This window comes from Pseudomonas sp. BF-B-30 (assembly GCF_019956305.1).
In the GTDB taxonomy this organism is placed as follows: Bacteria; Pseudomonadota; Gammaproteobacteria; order Pseudomonadales; family Pseudomonadaceae; genus Aquipseudomonas; species Aquipseudomonas jessenii.
Genome location: NZ_JAHBDG010000066.1, coordinates 68,354 through 91,009 on the forward strand (window position 1 = coordinate 68,354; position 22,656 = coordinate 91,009).

Below are 22,656 nucleotides of genomic sequence, written 5' to 3' on the forward strand. Positions count from 1 at the left end.
ATGAACGCCGCCCAACTGCGACGCGTCAACGTCGAAAGCTTTGCGCATTATCGCCAGGGCCTGATCGACCTGCTGCTCGATGCCGTCGGCTATGGCGCCAGTGTCGGCTTCATGGCTGACCTTGATGCGGCCCAGGCCCACGCCTGGTTCGATGAAGTCCAGGACAACCTGAACAAAGGCAGTGTGCTGCTGTGGGTGGTGGTCAAGGACGAGCAGGTACAGGCCAGCGTGCAACTGAGTCTGTGCCAGAAAGCCAACGGCCTGAACCGCGCCGAAGTGCAGAAGCTGCTGGTGCGCGAACATGCGCGGCGTCGCGGTCTGGGCCAGCAACTGATGAGCGCTCTGGAAGCGGCTGCCCTGCAGCAAAAACGCGGCATGCTTTACCTCGACACCGAAGCCGGTTCGCCCGCCGAGGACTTCTACCAATCGCTGGGCTATACCCGCGCCGGTGAAATCCCCGACTACGCCTGCGACCCAAGCGGCCGCTACAAGCCGACCGCCCTCTATTACAAGATTCTCCAAGGAGCCCATTGATGATTCCCGGTGAATACCAGATCCAGTCCGGCGACATCGAACTTAACGTCGGCCGCCGCACGATCAGCCTGGCGGTGGCCAACAGCGGTGACCGGCCGATCCAGGTCGGTTCGCATTACCACTTTTTCGAAACCAATGACGCCCTGAACTTCGACCGCGCCGCCAGCCGCGGCATGCGCCTGAACATCCCCGCCGGCACCGCCGTGCGCTTCGAACCGGGGCAGAGCCGCGAGGTGGAGTTGGTGGACCTGGCCGGGCATCGTCGGGTGTTTGGGTTTGCCGGGCACATCATGGGTGACCTCTAAGTAATGCGATGTCCCCACTGACGCCTTCGCGAGCAAGCCCGCTCCCACAGGGGAACGCGATCGAATGTGGGAGCGGGCTTGCTCGCGAATCTGTGAGCGAAGCGAACAGTCTCAAACTAAATTGAATTCCAGGGCGAACGAATGAAGATTTCCCGTCAAGCCTACGCCGACATGTTCGGTCCCACCGTCGGCGACAAGGTGCGCCTGGCCGACACCGAGCTGTGGATCGAAGTGGAACAGGACTTCACCACTTACGGCGAAGAAGTGAAATTTGGCGGCGGCAAAGTCATCCGCGACGGCCAGGGCCAAAGCCAGCTGCTCGCCGCCGAAGTGGTCGACACGGTGATTACCAACGCACTGATCATCGATCACTGGGGCATCGTCAAAGCTGACGTCGGCCTCAAGGACGGACGGGTCGCCGGCATCGGCAAGGCGGGCAATCCGGACGTGCAACCGAACGTGACCATCGCCATTGGCGCCAGCACCGAAGTCATCGCTGGCGAAGGCATGATCCTCACCGCCGGCGGTATCGACACCCACATCCACTTCATCTGCCCGCAGCAGATCGAAGAGGCATTGATGAGCGGCGTCACCACCATGATCGGTGGCGGCACCGGACCGGCCACCGGCACCAATGCGACCACATGCACCTCCGGGCCGTGGCACCTGGCGCGCATGCTCCAGGCCGCCGATGCCTTCCCGATGAACATCGGCCTCACCGGCAAAGGCAACGCCAGCCTGCCCGAGCCGTTAATCGAACAGGTCAAGGCCGGTGCCATCGGCCTCAAGTTGCATGAGGACTGGGGCACCACGCCGGCGAGTATCGACAACTGCCTGAGCGTCGCCGACCGGTTCGACGTGCAGGTGGCGATCCACACCGACACCCTCAACGAGTCCGGTTTCGTCGAAGCCACCCTCGCCGCCTTCAAGGGCCGCACCATTCACACCTATCACACCGAAGGTGCCGGTGGCGGTCACGCGCCGGACATCATCAAGGCCTGCGGCTTTGCCAATGTGCTACCCAGCTCCACCAACCCGACACGGCCGTTCACCCGCAACACCATTGATGAACACCTGGACATGCTGATGGTCTGCCACCACCTCGACCCAAGCATTGCCGAAGACGTGGCCTTCGCCGAAAGCCGAATCCGCCGCGAGACGATTGCCGCCGAAGACATCCTCCATGACCTCGGCGCGTTCTCGATGATCAGCTCCGACAGCCAGGCCATGGGGCGGGTCGGCGAAGTCATCACCCGCACCTGGCAGACTGCCGACAAGATGAAAAAACAACGCGGGCCGCTACCCGGCGATGGTGCAGGCAACGACAACTTCCGCGCCAAACGCTATATCGCCAAGTACACCATCAACCCGGCGATCACCCACGGCATCAGCCATGAAGTGGGCTCGGTCGAAGTGGGTAAATGGGCAGACCTGGTGCTCTGGCGCCCGGCGTTTTTTGGCGTGAAACCGACGCTGATTCTCAAGGGTGGTGCCATCGCGGCCAGCCTGATGGGCGACGCCAATGCCTCGATCCCGACGCCACAACCGGTGCACTACCGCCCGATGTTCGCCAGCTACGGAGGTTCGCTGCACGCCACCAGCCTGACCTTCATCAGCCAGGCGGCGCAGGATGCAGGCTTGCCCGAAGCCCTGGGTTTGAAAAAGAAAATCGCGGTGGTCAAAGGCTGTCGCGACGTGCAGAAAACCGACCTGATCCACAACGACTACCTGCCGAACATCGACGTCGATTCGCAGACCTATCAGGTCAAGGCCGACGGTGTGTTGCTATGGTGTGAGCCAGCGCAAACCTTGCCGATGGCCCAGCGTTATTTCCTGTTCTGAGCCGTTTGTTGCACCACACACAAAGGCCTCGCACCCAGGGTGTCGAGGCCTTTGTTTTTTCCGTGATTATTGATCGGCCCCAACCCGCAGCCGGTCCAGCCTGGCCCGCGTCATCGCTTCTCGGGTCAGGTTTTTCAGCTGCTGCGTGATCTGTCGGTCGATGTCATCCATGGCTTGACCATACGCCTCTTCAGTCATCAGCCGACCATCCGCAAAGTCAGTTTCAGGTTTGTCCAATTCGCTGCACAGCCCCTTGATTTCCAACTCCACTGCAGCCTTTTCCTCGGTGGTGAGCCGCGTACCTTCGGCCCTGCGCTGCAACGCATCCTGCAAATCGGTGGTGGCGTCGATCCGGCGTTTCAAGCCATTCAATTCCTCGCTGTAAGTCGATTCCAGCCAGGACTTCCAGAGCGGTTGCTCAAAGACCCGGTCGATCAGCAGATCACCCTCCTCCAGCGCCTTGATCCGCTGGAGCGCTGCCTCGATCATCTCTTTGCTGACCTCGGCGATGCTGCGAAACTGCATGCCCCGTGCCTGCCACGGCAAATCCAGGCGCTGCGCCAGATCGGTCATGTAGGCCAAGTGCACTTCCACTTCATCGATAGTGCCGGTTACTTCGCCATCGGCACCGGCCCGACGGAACTGTTCTCCCTTCGCCAATCGCTCAGACACCCGGTGACGGGCGATGGCGCCGAGTTCATCGAGCCGGGATTTACCCAGGGCCAGCTCAAGCAATTGCGTCTCGACCAGATCCACGCGCACGAGGGCGTAGGCCTCGTGAACCATCACTTGCACGCCCATGGCATTGAACAGTTGCGTCCCGCCATCCACGCATTCGGTGGGGGTTGCGGCTTCGTTGAACAACTTGATGCGCAGTTCAGTGTCGCTGGCCATGGCCTCAAGCATGCGCCAGACCTTGGCCGTAAGCTCTGCCTGATAGGTGCCGCCGGCCTTGAAGTCGGCGGATTGGGTGAGCCTGCGGATTTCGTTGAAGAACGGCACTGAATCGAATTCATCCTCGACCGCGTTCCAGACTTCCTGTTTTGCCTGCCATTGCCGCTCAGACATGCCCGTCGCCCAGTCTGAACTGTCGAGTACGCCAAGGGGCGGATAAGGACGCTCCGGGTCCATGCCGACCGACTCGATGTAAGACTTCAGGATGTCGAGATTTTCCGGCGAAATCCAACGCGGATCCCGGCTGATCACGGTGCGCGCCAGCAACTCTGCGCGAAATGAACCGGGCGCGACGTCGGGTATCCGGTTGATCGGGTTAGCGCTCAGATCAAGATAGATAGCGCGCGGTCGCGACTGCGAAAACAGCCCGACAGGCCAGCTGTCCAGCCCTGTTTCGCGCAACAAAAGCACCTGTAAATGCGGCATTCGGCTGATGTTCGGAATGAGCTTCAGGGGGTTACCACTCAAGCGCAGGGACGTCATGCGCGTCAGATTCTTCAGGCGATCTACCGCCACTGCATCCAGTTCAATTTTATTGCCGTCAAGAAACAGGTGGGTGAGATGACGCATGTCCCCCACCGCTTGCGGAACGGCCGTCAGCAGATTGTCTTGCAGATTGAGGTAGCGCACCTGATGGAACGAGTCGAGAAACGACATGTGTCCGGAGCGCAACTGCCCACCGCGCAAGCTCAGGCCGGTGACATGATCGAACTTGGCCTCCAGCCTCGGCAAGGTTTCCAGCAGCTGGCTCAACTTGGGAATGTTGTCCAGTTTCAACGCTTGGGGCCGCACGATGCCGGAAGCCTCGATGCCCTCCGGCCCGGTGCGCTGCCAGCATTGCCTGAGCGCTTTGTAGATGTTGTTTCGCGCATGCCACTGCGCCACGCCCGCCGGGCTTAAACGAAAGGACTCGGTCGGCGAGTTCATCCAGCGTTGCATGGCGTGGTTCAACTGGTTGAACTCGGCCTCAAGCACCGCCAGTCCTTCATGCGCCGCACCTTCGCCCTGACCGAAGTCCGCCAGCAGCGTCTCGACCTCCTCCGAGGTAAAACCCGGATACAGTGCGCGAGCCCGTCGCCGCAAGCCCATGCCGCGCGGGACCTGTTGCGCATAACCCGGCATACCGCCGCGCAAGCGCATGACGCTCGGGTCGTAGGACGGTTTGAGCAAGGGGTTGTCGCGCAGGATCGGCTCGAGCACAGCTCGGTCCAGTGGCTTTTTCTTTACCGCCTGCTCAAGGCCTGCCGCGTCATGGATTTCAAAACCCAGGGCGGCGCGCTCGGTGTCGGGCAATGCGTGCAGCACGGCGGCATATAGATTGTCCGCGCCGTGCAGGTGTTGATCGCCTGCGTCCCGCGCTTCATATCGGCCATTTTCACTGCGGATCAACACTTTTCGGGTCGGCGCGTCGTCCGGGCCGATGCTGTCGTGCAACGTCCCTGAAAAAGAACGTTCGCGAATTTCCAGACGCAGATCCGAGGGCCAGCCCGACAGGGCTGCCAGAGAGCGCAGCTCCAGGCGCTCGGTGTCGGTGTTGTGCAGCTCGCCGAGGTACAGGCCTTCATACGCTCGCGCCACTCGCAGCTGGTGCGCCGCTTCCCAGGCCTGTTGGGACAACCTCAAGGGCACGCGCTGTTTCTCGGCCCAATGTTGCAGGTCCGAAGGGTGTGCTTGCTCCACAAGCGCTTGCGCCACGCTGGTGGAAAGCGACGACTCGTGCCCCTGGAGCAAGCTCACACGGGGATCGTCTGCACGCTCCCGACGCTCGTACAACTTGTCGAACAAACGCCTTTTGCTGCCCCGCGCCTGCTCGGCCAGGCGATCGCGCAAGGCCTTGGTGCGCGCCGTTTTGTCTCCGGAAAACCACTGCCCCAGCATCTCGCGAAGGGCCTGTTCATCCAGAAACCCGACCACACGTGCAGGCAGCGCACCGGCGAGTAGATCCTGCCAGGTCATCTGCAAGGTATCGGTGGGCACCGCGTCGGCATAGCCCTCCTTGATCGCCGCCCCCGACAGGCCCGGCCCCTGGAACACTTCGATGGCCTTGCCCTCGGGCCAGCCCGGCAACTCAGTCATGAAGCGCACGGCAAGATCGGCCCATTCCTGGCCGACCCGGTCGGCCAGGATCTGTTCTGCGCAAGCTTCGGCGTCGACGTACGCCTTGAAGCGCTTGAGGGTATCGGTCAGCAGCGCGGGCGGGGTTTCGTGCTCCACATGCAGCCGGCGCAATGCATTTTCGTGAACGCCACTGACGGTCAGGATCTGCTCCAGTGTTTCATCGGTGAATCCATCCACCGAAGCGCCCAGACGCTTGAGCAATTGACGCCGATCCCATTCCAGCGGTTGATCGAGTTCGGTTTTCCACAGGCCGGCACCGTTGTGCTCCAGCAAGGGCTGATAGGCATCGGCTCGCGAAGGGTGTTGCAGGCGATGCTCGCCAGTGTTCGGGTCCTGTTTGACTTCGTAGCATTTGTCGTCGAGGCGCAGCAGGTCCTGATCCTGGTGCCGGTACAAGCCTTTTTCACCGACGACGCCATCCTTGGGCAAGGTGACCGATTGTTGATACGGCGTCAGGTCCGGATTCCACAACCGCTGCTTGCCGGCGACTTCCACTGGCTTGAGCCCTTCGACAAAGGGCGAAACCTTGATCGGCGTCAACTGACCGCCTGGTAACCCGTGACCGGCGCCCATCAGCGCCAACTGCGCAAAGTTGATCAGCACACCATTGAAGTAGGCAGAGGCCTCTTCCTTGTCGCCTTTGCTCCAGTCTTCGATGCCTTCGGCCACTTCGGCGAGCATCTGCGCAATCATGATGCCCAGCATCGCTTCGCCCAGACCGGGCACCAGCATCGCGGCGAAATTGAACAGGTTCCAGCCAATGTTCAGGTAACTGGTCAGGCGTTTGAAGCGGGCGCTGGCGTCTTCATCGTCGGTCGGCACCGCGATGCGTCGGGCATCGGCGACGGCCTTGTCTCGGCGCTCAACGAACAATGTCACCCACAGGTCGCCCGTGATCTGATTGGTAATGGGCTCTGCATCGGGATTCTCGACCGCCGTTTCACGCCACCATGGCCCCATGTCCAATGGCTCGCGTTGCTGCCAGGTAAACGTCTTCAGACGTTCGTTGACCCGGCTGAAAAACAGCCCCTTGTCCTTTTGCGCCACGAACCGGCTGAAAAACGCCTGGTACTGCGTGTCTCGCAGCTGACCGATCAGGGTTTTCATGAACGCGGCCAGCGAGGGGTACTCCTTGAGCGGATGTTGCGGATCATCCGGTACATAGGCGATCACGTGGCCGGACAAACGACTTTGATGGTAGATGTCGTCGCGGCGCAAAAGCTCATCGTTGAGCCCCTGCGGCCCATTGGCGAAAAACGCCTGCAGCAATTTGAACCGCTCGTACTCCGCACCAGGCAATATCGAGAGGCGCTGCGACCATTCGCTCCAGAACTTCACTGAGTCGGGGGTCAAGGCATCGATCGCCTGCTTGATCTGCGACGGATCGCTGACGGCACTGAACAGCACGATGCCCGTCAACCGAAAGCCCATCAGCGACAATCGGTGGCTATGCAGCGGCCGGTCGTACAGCGTGGTATCGGCCTTGCTCTCGCGTATCTGCCCGAGTTTGCCGTAGGCATGGTCGCTGATATCGCCTTTCAATCGGGCGACCAGTGACGCCACCTGAAAAACGGCTTTTTCACTGGCCACCGACTCGTCCTGCAAGGCGCGTCGCGCTTCAGTTGTGGTCGGCAGCAGGATGGATTTGATATGCCGCTGGTACTGTCCGCCAATGTCGAGGCTGCGGCACATCGATGCAAACCTGGGCAAGGGAATCGCGGTCTCAAGCGCGAGGCTGCCGCGCTCATCCTTACGATAGATACCCGAACTGCTGCGCCAGGCGTCTTCGGTAGTTTCTGCTTCCTCAAAATTGTGCAACGCCGCTTCCAGCAACGTGGACTGTCGAACGCGACTGGCCCCGGTATCAATGACAAAGGCAATTTTACTGGGTACTTCAAGTTGCACGCTGAGCGCGTCGATGTTTTCCACGGCCTTGAAGTTCGCCTGCATCGACGCATTGAGCAGCGGTGTGGCGAAGGCATTGATGTCGTGTTGCAAATCGCCCAGGGACTTGTCCAGCACGCCTTGCAAGCGTCCTTGTTCTTCAATCAACTCCTTCAGATATTGACGGTCGACTTCCCGTGCCGCGCTGTACCACTCGGGCATCTCAGGCCTTGGTTTTCCGAGGGTTTTCATTCTCGACATCGACGCCTTTTTTATCGCGTCGGGTATGGCGCCGAGTACACGATCGTAATGAACGCCGTTGTTTGGGGCGGGCGTTTCCAGCGAGCTGCTTCCATGCAAATCAGACACTGTTTTTTCACCTTGATGGCTGGGTTGGAGCTAACAGACTTATCCACCCACGCCTGAAACAAAAGTCCAAATTACTGTTGGGCCAAGGCTGAAAAAAGGCACGCAAGGTTCGAAAATCAAGGAGCCATCGATAGATATGTACCACCAGAAATGCCTCCGGTTATGCCGCTGCATGAGCGGTCGTGTTTTTTCCGGCAAAGGGACTACTATTCGAATCGCTGTCCCCGATTCATGCTCAGGTAACCGCCATGCGTCTTTCCGAATTCATCGTGTTACATGTTGATCGCATCGTCGATGAGTGGGAGCAGTTCGCCATAACCATCACCCCGGCCGCCGAAACCATGGACAGCGCTGCCTTGCGCGACCATGCCCGGTCGATCCTGCTGGCCTCGGCGCGGGACATGTGCAAACCCCAGACACCTGCCGAACAGGCGGCCAAGGCGCGCGGCGAAGGACCGGAGAAAACCCCCAGCCTCGACGAGGCCGGTGCCAGCCACGGCGAACTGCGCCATACCGTGGGTTTTGATCTGGTGCAAATGACCAGTGAGTTCCGTCACTTGCGCGCCTGTGTCATCCGCCTGTGGGTCAACAGCCTGCAATCGCCTGACCTGGCCTACTTCCAGGACATGATCCGCTTCAACGAAGCCATCGACGAAGCCCTGGCGGAGTCCACGGCCACTTATGCCGAGCAGGTCAATCGCTCTCGGGACATTTTTCTGGCGATCCTCGGCCACGACCTGCGCGCGCCCCTGCAGGCGGTGAGCATGTCCACCGAACTACTGCTGCGCAAAGCCGTGCTCGATGGTGATGCGCTCAAGTGCGCGGTCAATATCCAGCGCAGTACCAGGCACCTGGCGGTGATGGTCGGGGACTTGCTGGAACTGGTGCGCAGCCGCCTGGGCAAGCGTCTGCCGATCGAGCCGGCGCCCATGGACCTGGCCGAAGCGGCGCGCGAAGCGATTGCCCGGGCCAGTGCCGGTCAACCGGAATGCGAACCGACCCTGGATGTACAGGGTGACACACGTGGCACCTGGGACCTGCGCCGGCTCGATCAGATGCTGCAGAACCTGATCGGCAATGCCTTGCAGCATGGTTCAAGCAAACGCGAGGTGAAGTTGACTCTCAAGGGTGAGACCGACAGCGTCCGACTGACAGTGCACAACGACGGAGCCCCGATCCCCTCCGATGCGATCCCGACCATTTTCGACCCGCTGGTGCGCAGCGCCAGTGAAGAGCTCGGCGAGCCTACTACCAGCCTTGGGTTGGGGTTGTTTATCGTCAAGGAAGTGGTCGACGCCCATGAGGGGACGATTGAAGTCAGCTCCGGCGAGATTGATGGCACGACGTTTACCGTGGTGTTGCCCAGAAAGGTCTGATGCTTTTGTGACGAGGGGGCTTGCCCCCGTTCGAGCGCGAAGCGGTCGCAGAATCGGCGAATGTTGTGTGTCAGGCGATTGGCTGTGAGTGGCTTTTGGGGCTGCTTCGCAACCCAACGGGGCGGTGCGGCGGTCCGACAAGCCCCCTCGCCACAAAATCAGTGTTTGTGCTTGTTGGAAATCATTCCACCACCAACCGCCCCAATCGCTGCTTGAGCATGCGGTTCTCGGCCCGCAACTGCTGGACTTCTTCAAGCAGATCCAACGCCAGGGCCACCCCTTCCCATTCCAGGTCCAGATCGCGCCGCAGCTTGGCGGCGCGTTTGGCCAGGGTCAGTTCGTAATCGGTGAAGAGCCAGTCCTTGGGCACGCTGCCCTGAGGTTCGAGGATGCCGTGCTCGACGATTTCGATCACGTAGACGTCCGACAACTCGGTCGCCTCACAGAATTCGGCCATGTCCAGTTGAACGATCAGGGGACTGCTCATAGTCAGTGACTCCTCGGTTCCAAGGGATCAGAAATGCTCTCGCGGGTCGAAAGCGGCTTTTTTCGCCAGCTCCTGCCACAGGGCCTTGATGTCCTCGTCGGATTTCTTCGGCATCACGGCCTTCAACTGCACGAACAGGTAACCGCGCTCACCGGCCTTGTTCATCAGGCCATGGCCCTTGGCGCGCATGCGCTGGCCGTTCTGGCTGCCGGCCGGGACCTTGAGGTTGATCTTGCCGGTGAGGGTCGGCACGGCGACTTCAGCGCCCAGCGCCAGCTCCCACGGTGCCAGTGGCAAGGTGATGATCAGGTTCTCGCCTTCGACGTCAAACTTCGGGTGCGGTGCAAAACGGATCGTCAGGTACAGGTCGCCATTGGCCCCGCCGCCCACGCCCGGAGCGCCCTGCCCCTTGAGGCGAATGCGCTCGCCGTCGCTCACACCGGCCGGAATCTTCACGTTCAGGCTTTTGCTGGTGTTGCTCACATGCTGGCCGGCCGCGTTGTACTGAGGTACCTGGAAGGTCACCTTCTTCGACTCGGTCGACAGCGTTTCTTCGAGAAAAACCCCAAGCTCCATTTCCACGTCCTGCCCTCGACGTCCGGTGCTGCGACGCGACTGTCCACCACCACCAAAACCTGGCCCACGGTTACCGAAGATCGAACTGAAGAAGTCCGAAAAATCGCCCGTGTCCTGGCCACCGCCACCGAAGCCACCACGGCTCTGCCAGCCCGGAGGTCCCTGGAACGGTTGGCCGTGCTGGCCATAGCGCCGCAAGTCATCATATTCGGCACGTTTGTCGGCGCTTTTCAGCGCTTCATAGGCTTCCGAGGCATCCTTGAACCTGGACTCGGCATCCTTTTCCTTGCTGACGTCGGGGTGGTATTTGCGCGCCAGCTTGCGATAGGCGGCCTTGATCGCCTTGTCGTCTGCGGTCGGCTCCACACCGAGAATCTTGTAATAGTCTTTGAAGTCCATCGAGGGAATCACCATCCGTTATCAGAATCGCGCCGCAGGCCACAGCATGCGCTTGTTTGCAGCCATTGGTTTGACCGATCTCAAGTTTGTGACCGGGCGGCGCAGCAGAAGTTTATCGGCAGCAGGCGGGGCTTCTTGCGAGCACTCCCGCGGCTGTCCGGTTGATGCAGGGTAGTTTGGGGGGGATGCCTCATCTTTCAAGGCATTGTCTGCGAAGAATTAGCAGATAACCGGCCTTCGAATCTGGCGCGCTCTGGCATACACTGCGCGGCCGTTTTTTAACCGGAACCTGAAAGACATGAACAACGCATCTCCAGCCCGTGCCTTGGGTATCGACTTTGGCACGTCCAACTCCACTGTCGGCTGGCTGCGCCCCGGCGTGGAAACGCTGATCGCGCTGGAGGACGACAAGATCACCCTGCCGTCGGTGGTCTTCTTCAACATCGAAGAACGTCGCCCGGTGTACGGCCGGCTGGCGCTGCACGAGTACCTGGAAGGCTACGAAGGCCGCCTGATGCGCTCGCTCAAGAGCCTGCTGGGTTCCAAGCTGATCAAGCACGACACCAGCGTCCTGGGCACGGCGATGCCGTTCAAGGACCTGCTCGGGCTGTTCATCGGCCAGCTCAAGAGCCGTGCCGAAGCGTCCGCTGGTCGGGAGTTCGAAGAAGTTGTACTGGGCCGCCCGGTGTTTTTTGTCGACGATGACCCGATGGCCGACAAGGAAGCCGAAGACACCCTGGTAGACGTGGCGCGCAAGATCGGCTTCAAGGAAGTCTCGTTCCAGTACGAGCCGATTGCCGCCGCGTTCGACTATGAGTCAACCATCGAGAAAGAAGAGCTGGTACTGATCGTCGACATCGGCGGTGGTACCTCCGACTTCTCACTGGTGCGCCTGTCGCCGGAACGTCGGGGTGTGGATAACCGCCACGAGGACATCCTCGCCACCGGCGGTGTGCACATCGGCGGAACCGACTTCGACAAACAGCTCAGCCTGCAAGGCCTGATGCCGCTGTTCGGCTACGGCAGCCGCATGAAGAGCGGCGCCTACATGCCGACCAGTCACCACATGAACCTGGCGACCTGGCACACCATCAACTCGGTGTACTCGCAGAAATCGCAACTGGCCCTGGGCAGCATGCGCTATGACATCGAGGACACCGGCGGCATCGATCGCCTGTTCAAGTTGATCGAACAGCGCGCCGGACACTGGCTGGCCATGGAAGTGGAAGAAACCAAGATCCAGCTGACCCACGCCGACAATCGCCACGTGCCGCTGGATCGCATTGAAGCGGGCTTGAGCGTGGACCTCAGCCGTGCGCTGTTCGAGTCAGCCATCGACAGCCTGCTGGAGCGGGTGCGCAACAGCGTCACCCAACTGCTGGCAGACGCCGATGTGCGGGTCGATCAGGTCGATACGGTGTTTTTCACCGGTGGCTCGAGCGGGATTCCAGCGCTGCGCAACAGTGTTTCGGCGATGTTGCCGAAGGCGCGGCATGTGGAAGGGAACATCTTTGGCAGTATCGGTAGCGGTCTGGCGATCGAGGCTGCAAAACGCTACGGTTCGATGGACTGATCCAAAATCTTTGGTGCGCCCTTCGCGAGCAAGCCCGCTCCCACATTTGACCGTATTCCATCTGGAGGAACTCGGTTGAATGTGGGAGCGGGCTTGCTCGCGATGGGGCCAGCTCAGTCAACAAAGATCCAGCGGATCAAACCATCCCCACCTGCTTCAACTCACTCTTGAGATACGCGTAGTAAATCGGCCCCGCCACCACCCCCGGCAGGCCGAACGCGGCCTCGAACACCAGCATCGCCAGCAGCAACTCCCACGACTTGGCACTGATCTGCCCGCCGACGATGCGCGCGTTGAGGAAGTATTCGAGCTTGTGGATAACAATCAGGTAACCCAGCGCCGCCACAGCGACCCAGATCGACAACGACAAACCGACGATGGTGATCAGGGTGTTCGACATCAGGTTGCCGATCACCGGCAGCAGGCCGAGCAGGAACGTCAGCACGATCAGGGTTTTGGTCAGCGGCAGCTTGATACCGAACATCGGCAAGATCACCGCCAGGAAAATCCCGGTGAAGACGGTATTGAGCAAGGAAATCTTGATCTGGGCGAACACGATGTTGCGAAACGCCTGGACCAGCAGGTGCAGACGTTCGAACAACGCCGCGGCCAGCGGTTTGCGCTTGGTCAGGTCCGGCACGCGCTGCAAGGCAATGATCGCCCCCAGCACCATGCCGATCAGCAAGGTCACGAACATGTGCGCCGCGTCCTTGCCCACCAGTTGCAAATCACTGAGGTGTTTGCTGACCCATTCGCCAATCGCCACGCGGAACTCCGCGGCACTGGCCGGCAGATAGGCGTCGATGAACGGCGGCAATTGCCCACGCGCGCGGTCGACCACTCCCATGAATTTGTCGAGGGACGCGCCGGGGTTTTCCGCCTCGTGCAGCAGGAAGCTGAAGGCACCGGCAAAGATCAGCGACAGCACGCTGACAATCAGAGTCCCCAGCAACGCCACCGCCAGCCAGCGCGCACGCCGGCCTTCGATCAGCCGTTGCAGTTGCGGGGTGAGCATGTTGACCAGTTCGAACACGAGCAACCCGGCGAGCAGGCTGGGCAGCAAACGCAGCGGCAGGACCAGCAGCAGTCCGCCAAAAATGATGACCCAGCTGATGACCAGCAAGACTTGACGCTGAGAAAACGTTGGCATACAGCCTCAAAAACGAACGGCGTAAAAAGGATTGGCAGTCTGCCAGCGATCCGGTGCGAGCACTAGGGATTGTGTGGGGCGACCTTAGTGGTGGTTCAGGATTTCTTGCAGCACCTTCTGCGGCCCCATTGTCGGAGCGCCGCCCGGAGCAGGCTCGCTCCCACAGTGGAACTGAGTACACCGGACAAATGTGGGAGCGAGCCTGCTCGCGATGGGGCCAGCTCAGCCACCACTGTCCTTGAGTCGATCTTATTTCTTCTTCAGGCAATCACTCATGAACGCCTTGCGCTCATCACCCTTCAAGGCTTTGGTGGCCGCATCGGCATTGCAGGTTTTCATTTTCTCTTGCTGCGGGGTCAAGGCTTTGCTGGCACCGTTGGCCGCCGGGGTGGCCTTGAGGCAATTGCTCATGAAGGCTTTGCGCTCATCGCCCTTGAGGGTTTTTGCAGTCGCCTCGGCGTTGCAGGTGGTCATCTTGTTCTGTTGGTCTGTGGCGGCGAAGCTTTGGGAACAGAGCAGCAAACCGATCATCAACAAAGGGGCACGCATTATCTTCATGGAGTTTTCTCCGTGTCGCCGCATCGAGAGATGCGGCCTCCACGAGGAGTGTAGTCAAGCCTTGTTACACCTTCCTCCAGACATAAACGATCATTGCGCCGGGGACTCAGCCGCAGACTCTTCAGCCAACACATCCTTGAATGCCTGCTTATAGCCCGCAAAGGCTGAAATCCGTTTTTCGATCACGGATACGGGCAATCGCTCGAACGACACTCCGACTTCCCCCGACAAACCAAATTGTGTTCCCAATAGCTTTAATGAGGTGAATTGGGCATAAGCCCCCGACTTGTACAGTTTGTTCATTTTTATTTGCCTGAAGGTGTTGTCCCGGGAAACCTCCGGCAACTCCGCCCGTCCCGCCGGCACGTCGTTGATAAAGGCAAAGTCTGCGCTGGCGGGGCCGGGCTCAAGTGTTGCAATGGCCGGCAGTTCGAACTTGAAATAGCCCTTGTCCGCCGTATGGGCGGTTGGGAACTCCGGCCACGAATCGGCAACCACCAGTTGCTTGAGATCGGTCAAGTCATCGCCAATAACCACGTACTGATGATCGAATGCGGTGGCTTTGACCAGGTGGATCCGCGAGGTTCTCGGTTGGCTGGCCAGCAGAGCGAAGGTCACCTTGGAGTTTTCCGAACAATTGCCTCCCTTGATTTCAATGGCTTTACGCGCATGTTCGGCGATAGACATCCGTGCAGTGAATTGACCTTCCTGCAGATCCAGTCCTCGCAGCCCCTTGATTTTCGCGATCGCCGAACCACCCTTTTCCCAGATGCTCGGCAACTGGTTGCCCGATAACGGCAACAATTCCTTGGCCCGATAGATGGCGCGCTGTGCCTGGCGCAAGTTGGCCATGACCTGGGGCGTCACTACGGTCGGCTGCGCTGCCGCCGAAACACCCGAATCCAGATCACCTGCATAGCGCTGTAATGCAGCCCAAGGCTCACTGGGCGGCATGTTATTTTCCCTCACTGCACGTTGCAGCGTCTGATATTCGTCGAGACGCCCGGTTTGCTCGAGATTGCGCGCACTGGCGCCCAGATGGCGCTCGGAGTCCGTGAGCACCACTAAACCGTCCTTAGTGAACAGCCGTTGGATCAACGCGTCGTACTGTGCAGGCGACATCAGTTTTTTCAGATCGGGCAACACCTCAATGCTTTGGACCGTGCGCAGATTGGCCTCGTGGCCCTCGGCGTTCGCCTTCACGAATCCATCCCAGAGCGCGTCCTGGCAATCGATCGGCATACTGTCAACCATCAACTTCAGGCCGCGCAGGTAGTTGTATTGTTCAAACGCAGGGATGCTGGGATGGAAGGCGCAACTGACAAACTCGTTGAAGTCTTGCTCGACGACTTGCAACTGCGCTAACTCCCCCGCCAGGGTGGGAGCCCCCCCACGCAGGCGCATGATCGCAGGATCAAACGTCGGAATTTTCAACTCCGGTAAACCGGAAAGAACACTTAACAGCCTGTAGGGTTTCAGGGCATGGTCGCGCAATGCCGCCTTGAGGACCGGACCCTGACCGATATGAATCTGCAACGCATCACGCTCGGCATCGGGTAATGCCTGCAAGATCGAGGTAAACAAATCACCGCCCGAATGCAGGGCATTGCCTTGCTCGTCGCAAGCCTGGAACACCCCGTTGTCGCTCACGACAAGCGTACGCCGGATGGCGGCATCCTCGGGGCCGATGCTGTCCAGTTGTCGGCCATCGAAACGGTAGTGACGCAGCTCGATCCTCACATTGGCATTCCAGCCAGGCAGGTTTTCCAGGGAATGCAACGCCAAGGCGTCGAAGTCCGGATTTTCGACCGAGTCCAGATAAAAACCCTCATACGCACGGCTGATCCGTACGTCCCTGAGCGCCCAATCGGCGCACCCTTGCAGTCGCTCGGGAAGCCTGCGCAGCTTAAGCGCCTGCAACTCCTCCGGGCGCGCCAGCGCGACCAGCTCTTGTGCAACGACACCGGACATTCCTGGAACCTCGCCCTGGATGAACCTTGCCTCGGCACTGACGGCTTGCCCGACATCTCGGTAACGTTTTTCGAACAACGAGGCCTTGCGCCGCTCTGCCAATTGCGCGAGTTGCCCCCTCAAACGCATGGCATTTTGTGTGCGGCTGCCGATCGGTGCATCAGGCTCGTCACCCAGCAGTTGCCGGGTCTCGGCATCATCGAGAAGCAACAGCAAGGTGTCGATCAGGTCGGTATCCGCCAATTGGTCCGTAGAGAAAGAGACAGGTTCGTCATCGGCCCCGATGGCGTACAGCACTCGTCCATCGGCCCCCTTGAGTTCAATCGCTCTGCCGGGCCACAAGCCGTCCAGCAGTTGAAACTGCCAGAGCGGGTCGGCCTGCAAATAGTCCTGTGCACGGGTGCTGCCGATGTTTTGGATGAAGGTGTGGATATCCCGGTCGATCCTGAACCGGGTCACCGTATCGCTCAGCAAAGGGATTGCCCGTTCGTTATCGGCGTACATGCGTACCAACGCACCGATATCGGCACGGCTGACTGTGCGAATGTCGCCGAACTTGTCGGTCAACCCCTCCACCGACGGACCGAGTCGCTTGATCAGCGCATCGGCATCCCAGGTGTGAGGTGTTTCACCCTCGATTACAAAAGCGCCGGTGCCGTTACTCTCCGCCACCGGCTGATAGGCCTCGGGACGGGTCGGATGCTGAACCCGGTGCTTGCCGGTTTGCGGATCGAACTTGAGTTCGAAATGATCATCGTCCAACGACAGAATCTGCCGGCCCTGATGCTGATGCAGACCGTAAACGTCAGGTTTGGAATCCGTCGCCAGACGCAGGTTTTGTTGCCGGTACGGCTGCAGATTTTCCCCCCATAGCCGCTGCTCACCGTTTCTGAGCGTGACTTGACGGGCGCCTTCGAGGAAGGACGACAACCTGGGCTTCACCACTTGAGTGGCGATAGCACCGCCCACGGCAAACGTGCCCAACTGAATCAGGTTTTCAGCGACGCCGACCAGATGCTCCGCCGCTTCAACGTACTTGCCCTGGGCGAGTTCAACGACACCTTCCACGACCCCGTCTACTAGTTGATAGGCGATATACCCCAGCATGAGCTCCCCGAGCACCGGGACAAAGGGGGTCACGACGAGCAAGGCAACCTGCATGATGTCGAAGAGCATTTTTTCCAGGTTTTCGATCCACGCCCAACGTGCGGCGCTGTCCGCATCGGCGGTGATCACGGCCAGCGCGCGCCCGTCGGCAAAAATCTTGTCAACTTGCTGCTGATAGAGATAAACCCACGGATCGCCGTTATAACGGTTGACGGTATCGTTTTCGAACGATACCGCGGCTATCCGCAAATCGGGGCGATCGACTTGAGTTTCGCGCCAGGCAGGCAGATTGGAGCCCGGTTGTGTGCCGTGGTAAGTGATTTCCCACAGTTTCGCGTTGAGCGCGGCGAAGAAATGACCACGCTGGCATTGATCCACGAATCGACTGAAAAACGCCTGATAGCTGCGCCGGGAAGCGCCGGATGCCTGATCGTTACCCCGTAACTGGCGAGTCAGTTCGAGCGCGAACTCGGCCGTCGAGGCATACTCTTTCAGCGGATGCTCGGGATCGTGCGGTACGTAGGCAATGACGCGCCGGACATTCGCACCGGGGATATCGAGATCGGCGGCGATCAGTACAATCCCGGTCAGACGGGTGTCGAGCATGCTCAAGTGGTAGAAACGCACGGGAGCGCCATCCCACACCAGTCCCTTTTTACCCAGGACCATGTTCAACACGGTCAGGTAGGCCGGTGCCCCGATGTCCTTCTTCATCAATGCCAGATGTGCTGCAGCTTTCATGGCGCTTTTCTGACTGGCGACGATCCGGTGCTGCACCGCCTCCCGAGCCATGGCACCTTCGGGAGCCAGATAACTTTCCAGATATTTTTTATATTGGGACCCGATATCCAGAGTTCGGCACAGTGTCTTGAACTGCTCGATCGTTATTCCCAACTTCTTTATTTCAAACCGCCCGATTTCGTCGGGCTTAGTAATAAATGCAGAGTCGCTGGTAAATACTTCGCCCTCGGCAAAATTTTGCAGCGACGCGTTAAGTAACGAGACAGTTCGACTGCCGACACCGCCGGTGACATTGAATGCCCAGGCGGATGTTTTAGCCGGAAAATACAAACGCAGAAAAATTTCACGAACATCGACCACTACACCGAATTGCTTCTTGAGGGCGTTGGTCAGCAGTGGCTGGGCAAAGGACTCGGCATCTTGCAGCTTCCCGAGCATCCGGTCGACCTTGCTCTGCGCCTGCCAACTGAGCTTTGTGGCTTCTTTCGCTGCCACATGTTGCGTGTGGGACGCCGTTTTGCTCCAGGCGGGAATAACTTTGGGTGTGTTGCGTAAATCACCCATCCGCTGAAGAGATGAGTCGACAATCCAGTCGGGAATGGCGTTTTTGATAAAGTTGTAGTGAATACTGTGCTCTTGTTCTACATCGGGATAGTCTGGCCCACTCGCAGACTTCAACAACAAATCTTTCACAATTATTACTCGCAAACTTAGAGAGAGAGGTTCAAAGCCTACAGTGTCCCAATTCTGTTCCCATGAAGTTTGTTTCGGATAATGCCGTATGAAAATTCTTAACGAGTGCGTTAAAACTTCTTGTTGCGTCGATAGTAGTCGGGCGTGCACCCGGCCTGACGCTGGAACATCGCGATAAACGCCGAACCGGTGCTGTAGCCCATGTCGAAGGCGATTTCCTGAATGCTGCGATGGTTGTCCAGTGCTTCAATCGCGGCCAGGAATCGCAGACGCTGGCGCCACTCACCAAAACTCATGCCCAACTCGCGGACAAACTGCCGCGCCAGGGTCCGTTCACTGACGTGAACCTGCGCCGCCCAATGCGCCAAGGGCCGGTTGTCACCGGGTTCGGCTTGCAGGGCCTCGCATATGCCCAGCAGTCCCGGTGTGCTGGCATAGGGCAGGTAACACTCATGCACCGGCGCCTGTTGCAACTGATCCACCAGAACCTGAGCCAGGCGTTTATCCGCGGCCTGCTCGGGAATCTTGACGTCACGGACGGCGAAGTCCTTGAGGATCGCCTTGAGGATGTCACTGATGGCGAGCGTGCAGGCCTGTTGTGGCAGATCCTCGCAGACCGCCGGCGCCAGGCAAACGGCACGGTAGTTGATCGGCTGGTGGCTGTAGAAGCTGTGCTCGATTTCGGGGGGCACCCACACCGCGTATTGCGGCGGCGAGAGGAAACGGCTGCCGTCGACGTCCATGTGCAACACCCCGTGGGCCGCATACTCCAGAGTGCCCCAGGGATGACGGTGCGCAGCGGCGAATTCGTGGGTATTGAAATCGGCGTAGCGGAAGTACACCGCCGAAGGCAATTCGCTGAAATCCAGCAGATCGATGTGTTTACTGCTCATGCTGTCCGTCATCAGGGGCCGGTTGTCTGGATCGAAGTATAGGCTTGCATCCAGACAAGCGGATAATTGCCCTTCATTAACGTTCTGGTTTTTCCCGATGCAATACGCTTATCCCCTGCTGGCCATTTTTATCTGGGCCGGCAACACCGTGATCACCAAAATGTCGGCCGGGGCGATCTTCCCCGCCGAGATCGGCTTCTACCGCTGGCTGCTGGCCGGGTTGCTGTTCACGCCCTTCATGCTCAAACCGGTGCTCGCCCATTGGTCGCAGATCCGCCCGAAACTAGGCAAGATCTTTGTCCTCGGTGTTCTCGGCATGGCGGTCTATCAAAGCCTGGCGTACTTCGCCGCGAGCCTGACCTCGGCTACCAACATGGGCATCATCCTGTCGCTGATGCCACTGATGTCGCTCGCCATGGCGATCATCAGCCTCGGCCAGCGCCTGACCATGGGTGCCCTGGCCGGTGCGGTGCTGTCGTTTGCAGGTGTCCTGGTGGTGGTGTCGGCCGGCAGCCTTGGCACATTGCTCGAACACGGGGTCAACCTGGGCGACGCGATGATGCTGATCGCCACCCTGGCCTACGCGGTCTACAGCACCCTGTTGAAAAAGTGGCAACTGAAACTGCCGCCGCTGGTGCTTCTGTACCTGCAGGTACTGGTGGCCGTGGTGGTGCTGTTCCCGCTGTTCATCGTCTCACCGAAAGTCGGCCCGACCCTGCAGAACATTCCACTGGTGCTGTACGCCTGCCTGCTGGCTTCGATGGTCGCGCCGCTGGCGTGGATGCAGGCCGTGGTGCGTTTGGGACCGAGCCGGACCACGCAGTTTTTCAATTTGCTGCCGCTGATTACCGCATTGATTGCGGCGGTGGTGCTGCATGAGCAACTGGCGATGTATCACCTGGTGGGCGGGGTGTTGACCTTGGGTGGGGTGATCGTTTCCGAGCGTTGGACGACGGTGTTGGGGCGCAAGGTCAGTGTTGCCTGATCTGACGCCATCGCGAGCAAGCTCGCTCCCACAGGTGTTGTGTCGAACCCGTCTGTTGCGAACGACCGAAAACCTGTGGGAGCGTGGCTTGCCCGCGATGAACGATAATGCGGACTAGAGCCCGGCCGCAGCTAACCGCGCCGCATGCTCGACAAACAACCGGATCGGCTCAGCCCCCTTGCCCACCAGCCCCAGCGACTGGTTGACGATATCGAAGTGATCCAGCGGATACTCATCGCCAATCACCGTGCCCAGGTGCGAGCTGTAGCGCCCGACCATGCCGTCGCAATGCCCGGCTTCGCGGACGAAGGTTTTAGCGAATAACCGACAGCTGCGGTTGGTGCCATCCAGCAGGTTGCGCCCGCGATCGGTAATGCCCGGTTGCAAGGTGCCGGACCAGGAGTAATAGCGCACGCCGTTGACCTCCTCCGGCCCATGACCGCCCCAGGTGTCGGGCAGCCCCTGTGGATAACGCTGGTTGAACAGCGCGACGCCAGCGCTGGTGAGGGAGTGATGGGACGCACGGATATCCACCGGCAGCTTCGGCCCCCGGTAACCGGTATCCAACAACCCCATCAGCGCGCCGACGATCCGTAGCAAAAAGCACAGCAGACGACCACGGACGCTCTCGTGGGGATAATGTTCGTGCAGGTAATCGGCGAGCTCCGAACCGTGGTTCGGCCCCGCCACCGAGGTCACCGATGCCACCAGGTCCGGGCGCTTGGCCGCTGCATAACGGGCGGTCAGCGAGCCCTGGCTATGGCCGATCAGGTTGACCTTGTCGGCCCCGGTTTCCCGCAGGATTTCTTCGATACGCGCCAGCAATTGCTCGCCGCGCACTTCGTTCGAATGAAGCGGCGAGACCTGCACCGCGAACACCACCGCTCCGCCGTGGCGCAACGCCTCGACGATCCCGTACCAATACGGATAAAGCACCAACCGGATGAACCCGAGCATTCCCGGGACCAACACCAGCGGGTAGCGCGGGGCAGAACCTTGCGACATGGGCGGACATCCTTGTAGTCGGGCGGTGACGCAAGGCTGGATGCAAGACATCCGCCAAGCATCACCAGCGAAGATGACAAGTCTATGTCATCCGCCCTACTTCAACCCTACCACGCCCGCCACGATCAGCCCGACCGAGACCAGCTTGATCACGGTCAGGCTTTCACCCAGCAGCGCGAAACCGAGAAACACCGTGCCCAGCGAACCGATGGCGGTCCAGATCGGGTACGCAATGCTCACCGGCAGCTCGCGCATGGCCAGGGTCAGAAAATAGATCCCGCCCACAGCGGCCACTACGGTGACCAGCGAAGGCCAGAGCCGGGTGAAGCCCTCGGCGTACTTCATGCCCATGGCGAAGGTGACTTCGAACCCGGCGGCGACCAGCAGAAACAGCCAGGCCATCTAGAACTCTCCGGCCAGCGCCAACAAGCACTGCTCAGCCTCGGCGGCAGAGATTTGAAAGCTGCGCTCGGCGGACTCCTCGCCCTCGGCAGCCACTACGGTGACGTCCGTGATGCCAATGAATCCAAGCACCGTACGCAGTAGCGTGTCGGCATGGTTCATGGCTTCCAGCTCGCCGCCCGGGCCAAAACCGAAGCCGCCACGGCTGGTGATGATCAGGGCTTTTTTGCCCTGCACCAAAGGTTGGTACTGGGCCACGCCATTGTCCAGGGTGTGATCGAAGGTCACCCCCACCCGCACGATCTGATCGATCCAGGCTTTCAAGCCGCTGGGGACGCTGAAGTTGTGCATCGGCGTGGAAATCAGCAACACATCGTGGCCCAGCAGTTCGCCGACCAGCTCGTCGCTGAACGCCAGGTCGGCCTGCATCGACAGTGGCCGGGCATCGGGCTCGGGGTAAAACGCGGCGGCCACGAATGCCTCGTTGACCGGCGGTATCAGCGCCCGACCGACTTCGCGCCGGGTCAACTGCGCGTGTGGATGACGGGCCTGCCAGGCCGCCAGAAACACTTCGGCCAAACGCCGGGAGTGCGAACGATCACCACGGGGGCTGGCATGAACGGCAAGAATTTTACTCATCTGTCTCTCCTCAGGGCTAAACTCAAACGGCTTGTGGTTTGCAGCTTGAAGCTCACTACCGTCCTAGCTCAAATGAGCAGAAATCAGTCTGGATG

16 protein-coding genes are annotated in these 22,656 nt (G+C 59.8%); 6 read left to right on the forward strand and 10 right to left on the reverse strand.

Translation table 11 applies throughout. The annotated features are described in order from the left end of the window. From KGB29_RS25130 to ureC, 3 genes are all read left to right on the forward strand, one after another. Positions 1-534, forward strand: a complete 534-nt coding sequence (locus KGB29_RS25130) for a GNAT family N-acetyltransferase (RefSeq protein WP_150813581.1) — start codon at positions 1-3, stop codon at positions 532-534. Then, on the forward strand, positions 534-839 hold the full coding sequence (locus KGB29_RS25135; protein WP_150813582.1) for an urease subunit beta: 306 nt from the start codon (positions 534-536) through the stop codon (positions 837-839). Before KGB29_RS25130 ends, KGB29_RS25135 begins: the two co-directional genes overlap by 1 nt. Positions 840-980: 141 nt before the next feature. After that, the gene (gene ureC / locus KGB29_RS25140) at positions 981-2,681 is read left to right on the forward strand and encodes an urease subunit alpha (protein WP_150813583.1); all 1,701 of its coding nucleotides are present in this window, start codon (positions 981-983) and stop codon (positions 2,679-2,681) included. Between the two features lie 66 nt (positions 2,682-2,747). On the opposite strand, the gene KGB29_RS25145 is transcribed toward ureC, so the two are convergent. Beyond that, positions 2,748-8,006, reverse strand: coding sequence for an NEL-type E3 ubiquitin ligase domain-containing protein (locus KGB29_RS25145; RefSeq protein WP_154910366.1), 5,259 nt, complete (start codon positions 8,004-8,006; stop codon positions 2,748-2,750). A 248-nt stretch (positions 8,007-8,254) separates the two neighbouring features. Between KGB29_RS25145 and KGB29_RS25150 the strand changes: the two genes are divergently transcribed. Continuing rightward, a complete protein-coding gene (locus KGB29_RS25150; protein WP_150813585.1) occupies positions 8,255-9,382 on the forward strand; it encodes a sensor histidine kinase in 1,128 nt (375 codons plus the stop codon). Positions 9,383-9,563: 181 nt separating this feature from the next. Here KGB29_RS25150 and KGB29_RS25155 read toward each other — a convergent pair whose 3' ends face one another. Beyond that, a complete protein-coding gene (locus KGB29_RS25155; protein ID WP_154861105.1) occupies positions 9,564-9,869 on the reverse strand; it encodes a chaperone modulator CbpM in 306 nt (101 codons plus the stop codon). Between the two features lie 27 nt (positions 9,870-9,896). Next, complete coding sequence (locus tag KGB29_RS25160; RefSeq protein ID WP_150813586.1) at positions 9,897-10,844, reverse strand: DnaJ C-terminal domain-containing protein; 948 nt, start codon at positions 10,842-10,844, stop codon at positions 9,897-9,899. A 298-nt stretch (positions 10,845-11,142) separates the two neighbouring features. On the opposite strand from KGB29_RS25160, the gene KGB29_RS25165 reads away from it, so the two are divergent. Continuing rightward, on the forward strand, positions 11,143-12,417 hold the full coding sequence (locus KGB29_RS25165; RefSeq protein WP_008001051.1) for an Hsp70 family protein: 1,275 nt from the start codon (positions 11,143-11,145) through the stop codon (positions 12,415-12,417). 136 nt (positions 12,418-12,553) lie between these two features. Here KGB29_RS25165 and KGB29_RS25170 read toward each other — a convergent pair whose 3' ends face one another. The 4 genes from KGB29_RS25170 to KGB29_RS25185 all read right to left on the reverse strand — a co-directional run bounded on the left by KGB29_RS25170 (position 12,554) and on the right by KGB29_RS25185 (position 19,530). After that, positions 12,554-13,567: an AI-2E family transporter gene (locus tag KGB29_RS25170; RefSeq protein WP_056725372.1), complete on the reverse strand. Its 1,014-nt coding sequence runs from the start codon at positions 13,565-13,567 to the stop codon at positions 12,554-12,556. A 249-nt stretch (positions 13,568-13,816) separates the two neighbouring features. After that, entirely contained in the window at positions 13,817-14,125 is a 309-nt protein-coding gene (locus tag KGB29_RS25175; RefSeq protein WP_150813587.1) for a PsiF family protein, read from the reverse strand. 90 nt (positions 14,126-14,215) lie between these two features. After that, complete coding sequence (locus KGB29_RS25180) at positions 14,216-18,637, reverse strand: dermonecrotic toxin domain-containing protein (RefSeq protein WP_223508069.1); 4,422 nt, start codon at positions 18,635-18,637, stop codon at positions 14,216-14,218. A 110-nt stretch (positions 18,638-18,747) separates the two neighbouring features. Then, a complete protein-coding gene (locus KGB29_RS25185; RefSeq protein ID WP_150813588.1) occupies positions 18,748-19,530 on the reverse strand; it encodes an AraC family transcriptional regulator in 783 nt (260 codons plus the stop codon). Between the two features lie 97 nt (positions 19,531-19,627). Between KGB29_RS25185 and KGB29_RS25190 the strand changes: the two genes are divergently transcribed. Continuing rightward, positions 19,628-20,515 carry a DMT family transporter gene (locus KGB29_RS25190; protein ID WP_150813589.1) on the forward strand — a complete coding sequence of 296 codons (888 nt, stop codon included), beginning with the start codon at positions 19,628-19,630 and terminating at the stop codon, positions 20,513-20,515. 114 nt (positions 20,516-20,629) lie between these two features. Here KGB29_RS25190 and KGB29_RS25195 read toward each other — a convergent pair whose 3' ends face one another. The 3 genes from KGB29_RS25195 to KGB29_RS25205 form a co-directional block, all read right to left on the reverse strand. Then, a complete protein-coding gene (locus tag KGB29_RS25195) occupies positions 20,630-21,520 on the reverse strand; it encodes an esterase/lipase family protein (RefSeq protein WP_154861107.1) in 891 nt (296 codons plus the stop codon). A gap of 96 nt (positions 21,521-21,616) precedes the next feature. After that, a complete protein-coding gene (locus tag KGB29_RS25200; protein ID WP_046039891.1) occupies positions 21,617-21,922 on the reverse strand; it encodes a DMT family transporter in 306 nt (101 codons plus the stop codon). Then, positions 21,923-22,561, reverse strand: coding sequence for an FMN-dependent NADH-azoreductase (locus KGB29_RS25205; protein WP_154861108.1), 639 nt, complete (start codon positions 22,559-22,561; stop codon positions 21,923-21,925). Between the last annotated feature and the right edge of the window lie 95 nt (positions 22,562-22,656).